Source organism: Bartonella sp. MR110HLJHH, assembly GCF_042194225.1.
In the GTDB taxonomy this organism is placed as follows: Bacteria; Pseudomonadota; Alphaproteobacteria; order Rhizobiales; family Rhizobiaceae; genus Bartonella; species Bartonella grahamii.
Genome location: NZ_JBHIMQ010000002.1, coordinates 250,382 through 256,381, shown reverse-complemented (window position 1 = coordinate 256,381; position 6,000 = coordinate 250,382). Strand labels below are relative to the sequence as shown.

General features: G+C 39.7%; 5 protein-coding genes. All 5 read right to left on the bottom strand.

What is annotated here, in order from left to right:
• Positions 1-367: 367 nt before the first annotated feature.
• On the bottom strand, positions 368-523 hold the full coding sequence (locus ACFIKB_RS03100) for a hypothetical protein (RefSeq protein ID WP_375635645.1): 156 nt from the start codon (positions 521-523) through the stop codon (positions 368-370).
• Between the two features lie 863 nt (positions 524-1,386).
• Complete coding sequence (locus ACFIKB_RS03095) at positions 1,387-2,391, bottom strand: phage tail protein (RefSeq protein WP_375635644.1); 1,005 nt, start codon at positions 2,389-2,391, stop codon at positions 1,387-1,389.
• Positions 2,388-3,512 (bottom strand): tail fiber domain-containing protein, encoded by a 1,125-nt coding sequence (locus ACFIKB_RS03090; protein WP_375652799.1) that lies wholly within the window; start codon positions 3,510-3,512, stop codon positions 2,388-2,390. Before ACFIKB_RS03090 ends, ACFIKB_RS03095 begins: the two co-directional genes overlap by 4 nt.
• Complete coding sequence (locus ACFIKB_RS03085; RefSeq protein WP_375628924.1) at positions 3,509-3,991, bottom strand: hypothetical protein; 483 nt, start codon at positions 3,989-3,991, stop codon at positions 3,509-3,511. The genes ACFIKB_RS03090 and ACFIKB_RS03085 overlap by 4 nt, the downstream gene beginning before the upstream one ends.
• A gap of 211 nt (positions 3,992-4,202) precedes the next feature.
• Positions 4,203-5,666 (bottom strand): hypothetical protein, encoded by a 1,464-nt coding sequence (locus ACFIKB_RS03080; RefSeq protein ID WP_375635642.1) that lies wholly within the window; start codon positions 5,664-5,666, stop codon positions 4,203-4,205.
• Between the last annotated feature and the right edge of the window lie 334 nt (positions 5,667-6,000).

The window sequence follows — 6,000 nt, the reverse complement described above, 5'->3', positions numbered from 1 at the left end:
AGACAACCTCAGACAACCTCAGACAACCTCAGACAACCTCAGACAACCTCAGACAACCTCAGACAACCTCAGACAACCTCAGACAACTATGTGAAAGGCTTTTGAAAAAAATTTCCTCATTGAAAATTTTTACAAGGTATTTTTTTAGATTATAGTCTGTTTTCCACCTAAAATGATGATTTTATCACCTGAAACCAAAGAAAAATGCATGTCACCTTGCTGCTTTGTTGGCTTTCCCCAAAATGACAAAGCCACGCCCACCGATCTTCAAACAATGCCAATCGATAAACAATAGTCTGTAAACAATCTGACTTCTTATCTAATGGATTTGACTGAGCTTCCCCTTCAAATGCAGCCTTGTCTAGAGTTATTCTACAAAAAACGCTGCTTTAAGAATACGCACAGACGAAAAACATCCCAATGCATAAAGTTTTAACCGCATCTCAAACAATGGTATTTTACGACACAACGGGATAAACCATTGTTTTACAGATTTTCTCGTATCACTCTCATTCTGTTTCAAGAAGTTTCCTAACAAGTAAAAAATGCCATCTAAGAGAGTTCAATTACTCACCATGTGTTAAACGCATCGCCAATCTGCTCTAGCCAATAAAATGCCCATTTTGAAAGAATGAACGCTTTTTGCATACACGCTCTACCCAAAAGAAGGAGAGCACCATTTTGCCTTTTCTCTCTTTAAATAAACATATCCATTGATCTCTTCCCGCCACCTAAAAGGACGAAGATTTTAGCCCCACATCGGTTTGAAACAATCCAACTACTCTGAAGGGATTCCGTCTGCTGCTCACCTTATATAATTCACTTGCATAAGGCTTAACGAAGCACCCATCCCCTGAATAGATGTCTCTTCAATACTTAAATGGATCAAGTATTGTATGTCTTATTTTCCTTATATCACCATATCACCAGCTTCAATAATAGTGTTTTAATGACGGTGTTTTACGGTATAACAAGATAAAATTTTATCCATGGGCTTTTTGTCATCGCCCACCAGCGCTTTAAACCCAGTGCTTTAAACCCAGCACCTTAAACAATGTATCACGATACCACAAGAGGGAGCCTTTTGGATAAAATCTTTATTCCTCAGAAAAAAACTCTATGAATAAAGGAAGATTTTTTGTTCTCTTTTACCCCTACCTTCAATAATTACTGTCTTGATCCTCTAAAGAACAATAGGCAAACTTACCTTTAGACATCCAACAAAGGCAGCACAAAAAATAAAATAATAAAGAGAGTTCAGTTTTTTTCTAAAGCGCCTCAAAACTTTCTGCACAATATATTCTATAAGACTTTATATTCTATAAGACTTTTTCTCATAACAGATATTTTGCTCATTTTTATCTTTCTCTCTCAAAGCTTTCATTCTCAGGCTTTGACAGCATAAACCACCGCCATATTGACGGGGCGTGTTTCATCCCCCCCTGTTTTTTGCAACAAGACCTTATGTTCATGCTCTCCCGCAGCCTTCGTTAACCGATCTTTATTGTAGACTTGAGCCAGATTTCTATAATATTCACCGTGATTCATATCCCAAACTACCTTGTCAATCATTGGATAACTATGCTGGTGATTACCTGTTGAATCTGTTTTTCCTTCATGGGTATGAGATTTAAAAGACTCTTCTTGTCGACTTCCCAAGCGACGTCCTTTATCAATTGCTTTTCCACTATCGAGCCCCCGTAAAAACATTCCACGCAAATCGGGAACATTGAATGTTGTTCTCCCGTCTCCTTTTCCCCACGTTTCCCCCAAAACAGCAAAGAGATTGGCATAGTTCTTTCGCGAATATTCTTTACCATCACAGAGTAACCATCCAGAGGGTATTTTTTCTGTAGCAAAAGTCCCAATAAATCCAGAAGAAAAAGTTTCAGGCAAAGGAGGAAAGGGCGGAATTTCAGGAAGTTTTATAGTAGGATTGGTTAAAAACCATCCATCAGCATTTTTTCCGGCAATATCACACGTATAGACGATTTCATAAAGCCCCCCCTTTTGAATTTCCCCCCCTTTTAAAGGCATAATACCCTCTGGCGTTGCCATATAAGTTGGTCTTGGCGGCAATTGATTTAAAGAAACATTTGTTATTCCTCTGTTGACGCCTTGTGCTTTAAAGCGCACAACAATGCCATCCATATAAGTCTCAAAAAAAGACTTTGTCGCCAAACGAAGTGATGTCCTCTCGTTTTCCACATCGACAGTAAACTGTGTTTCAATCCCGCCCCCATTATCCAACAAATATTCTTTGATGCGTTGCATCATAGCGCGGGCACTATCATTGACTGTGCTTGGCGGTTGCCCTTCTGCCCAGTTTATACTCTCATCGACATAAGCATTTTCTGATGCGATAATTGACCAATCATAAATCGAACTCATAGAAGATACTCTTTTTTCAAAAAGGGAAAACGAGCAAAAAATGAAGAAAAGAAAGCCGCAATTTTATTTTTAGATGCCGGTATTTTGTCCATTTTCAGTCCTATTTTGTCATAATCAACATGCAATAACTTTGTTTTTGCATTGACATAAACAGCTTCAGGCTTCACACGCAATACGTCTTGCGCCATAACGCCCTGATAACGTTGTGGATTTCCTTTATAATTAAAGGTATAAAGTGGATATCCCTTTTTCTGCCCCACAGGGATAATATTTTCTTTTGCTCTCACATCACAAAGCCCTAAAATTCCTCCTACCAATCCAAGTACTTGCTGCGCATCACGCAATGGATCTTTTGTCACAGAAGGCATTGTCGTAGATTTTCCTGAAGTCGTTCCGTAATTTCCAGCAGCCTGTGTTCCTATCTGTAACAAGCTTTGCAATCGGTTCCAATCTTGATTATCTTTTTCTGACCATTTTTGGTGTTCAGCATCTAAGATATTTTGACGATTTACATCTTGAATCATGCCCCCTTTCAAAGCATTGCTTTGCACATTACTCTGTCCTTGATAATAGCTATTTGCCGCATTAACCTGATCATTCTGAGAGCGATCAATCATCTGGTTTGCATTCATCATATTGTTAATATCTTGATTATATTGCTGTGCTGCAGCATTTGTTGCTAAAGCGCCTAGTTCATCGGCCAGCACACCGGTGTGAGCCCCAGAGCCATAACGTCCTGCCCCAGACATCGACTGATTAATTGCATCGGAAGTTTTATTCAGGGCATTTTGCAATGCAGTATTAAATTTACTATTGCTTCCAATCCAGCTTCCCTTAGCCATACTGGAAAGATTTGTAGCGCTGTTGGTTGGTGCATTCAACCATTGCGTTACCGTTGGATTGTTATAGAGCCCTGCTGCTTGTTGTAAACCGGTCAGAGCATTTTTTGTCATATCGCTAAGACCAGCGACTCTGTCTCCCTGATAAACGTTGCCGCCAATTCCTTTATTATAAAGTCCTAGTGCATCAGCACTGGCTTGTTTAAAAATATCAGCCGCCCAAGCAGGTGGAGCATTTGTTTGTGTTGTTGTCTGCACTTGAGGTGTGGTTTTTCTACTCATGGCTTGAGAACCTTTCTATATTGAATAAGATTACGAGAATATCCGTGATGAGCGAGCCTTTTCGCCCATCCAGTTCTTCCAAACATGTGCATTTCTTCAGCATTAATTGTTCGCGCCCATTTTTCGACTTCATCAATCAATTTGACCAATTTCAGCCCTCCCTCTCCAGCAAGATCTGAGAGAACGACGCATTTTTTCCCTGTATGGGTTATTTCAACTTTGGTTATTGCAAAAGCACTAAATTGGATTTTATTTTTTAAGACCAGCCACAATTGTGCTTGTCCTGTAGCGATTTCTTCAGCAATTTTTTCCAGACAAACATCATCAGGAAAGCGCTGAGCATATTTTTTCAATGCAGCATTGAGTGCCTCTTGATAGGGAGCGATTTTTTCCCATGGCCATTGCTCTGTCAAATGAGCAGAATACAAATCTTGACTCTCTTGCATCATAACTTTGGCTCTTTTAGCTTTATCACTCATCTCCCCTTAAATAACATCCCCCTACGCATTTCTCACGTTCCATACTTACCGCACAAAAAAAGTAAAGAAGCCCCATCATCCCTTTGTCACAACAAATAGGAAACTTTCTTCTTTATAAAAATAAGCCATTGTGCAGACTATTTTTCCTTTATCGCAGAAAAGCATGAAGCATAACGCACCACCTTGTTCCTTTGTTTATAAAGGCTTTGGCCTATCGCATGCCGGCTCGCGTCAATTCCACATCAAATCCAGTGACATGAGTCCAATTCACCCCTTCAGGAATGCGCAATTTAAAGCGATAAAACCGTGCCCTTGCGCGACAATGAATTTGTCCAGTATTATAAGAGGGCTGTTTTTCTGGCAACCAAACAGTTTCCTCTTCAAGAGATTGTCGAAAGCGCATTCCCACAGACAAATAAAACTTTCCACTATTGACTTGAGGCATAATATTTTTCACCCGTGTTATCATGCCATTTGTCTGCCCCATTTCTTGTGATGTCACAACACAAGCCATAGCCCCCCCAGAAAACGAACCCAGTCTCCCCTGTTGATCAAATGCCCCCAGAATAGGCGATTCATTTTTCCAAGCTTTACTATCGAGAGAAAAGGACAAATCATCAATATTCTTAGTCACAAAATCAAGACCTTCTAGGGTTGTTCCTGCTAAGAAAATAGGCAATATCATTTTGATATCCACGAGAGCTTTTGTCCATTTTTGCAATCCCCAATCATAAATGAGCAAGATACGTTTATGAAGGTTCTCATCAGAATCAACCATCCAATAAACACGATTATACACCCCATCGATAGCCGCAGACATGGTATACAGATTATCCTGCCTTGATTTTGCGGTCATCGTTCGATCGACTTTTTCGAACCCAATAGGGATAATCTGTCCCTCATTTGTTATTTGATAAAAACCGCCCTCATCGGCAAAGAATGCTAAATCGCCTCTACAAACAATCGATTCAGCATTTTTTGCACCTCGTTTATCGTGAATTTTTTGGAAACTAAAAATAATCTTAGAGCCAGGGATAAAAGAACCAGCATAGATTGCAGAACGCATAAAGATAATTGGATTTGTTGTCTCGGTTGCCCCTTGGACGAATCCGCCATCAGGAAAATCTTGATAATCGCAACTTTTTTTCCCCACGGTCCAAAATTCAGCATCATTTAATCCAGACCAATGAACCCGCCTTGGATGCTCGGTTAATTTCATCAAACAAACGAAATCTCCCCAGATTCGAACAATCCCTGCTTGTGGTGGATTTCCCCCTAAATTTCTAAATTTTTTATCATGATTAATATCAATCACTTGTGGTTTATCATTGGCATTCACTGCAATGATAAAATCACCAAATAAAGCAAAAGACCACGGAGCATCAACATTAGCAAGATAAGATTTTCCTTTTTGGCTAATATCCTTCCACTTCATTGTTGTATTATCAAGCAAGAATATTTTTTCTCTTGTTCCAACAATAATAGAAACCCCATTTTTTGTTTTAACCGCAAGAGCACCTAAAATTGGCTCAGGACAAGGCTCTGATAAAGGTTCAAAACTTGGCATAGGAATATAGGAGCCATCAGCCGGTAGCACATTAACAAGTTCATCGGTAAAAATTCCATTGATATCCGCCACATCGGGTCGATAATCAGCGATTGGGAAAAAAGCCATCAAGACCCCCATAAAATCTTTGAAGAGCCTAGTGCCATTCAAAACACCAAGGCTTATTGATAAAAAACCACAAAAGCCCTTAAAACTCTAAAGGCATAAAATTCAACAAAACACACAACCTTAAGTTGATCAACGCATCGAAAAAAAGATACCATAAATAATGGCATACCCAGCGCCATCCACCAGCGCCCGACCAAAATCAACCGCCCGCAATCACCCCAACAACTGGGAAAAAGCCTTTAAACTCTCCATAAATCTTTGAAGAGCCTAGTACCATTCAAAACACCAAAGCTTACTGATTGAAACCACAAAAGCCCTTAAAACTCTAAAGGCA

Coding starts and splice junctions, on each gene's coding strand:
- ACFIKB_RS03095 (WP_375635644.1), bottom strand. CDS start 2,391: ATGAGTTCGATTTATGATTGGTCAATTATCGCATCAGAAAATGCTTAT.
- ACFIKB_RS03090 (WP_375652799.1), bottom strand. CDS start 3,512: ATGAGTAGAAAAACCACACCTCAAGTGCAGACAACAACACAAACAAAT.
- ACFIKB_RS03085 (WP_375628924.1), bottom strand. CDS start 3,991: ATGAGTGATAAAGCTAAAAGAGCCAAAGTTATGATGCAAGAGAGTCAA.
- ACFIKB_RS03080 (WP_375635642.1), bottom strand. CDS start 5,666: ATGGCTTTTTTCCCAATCGCTGATTATCGACCCGATGTGGCGGATATC.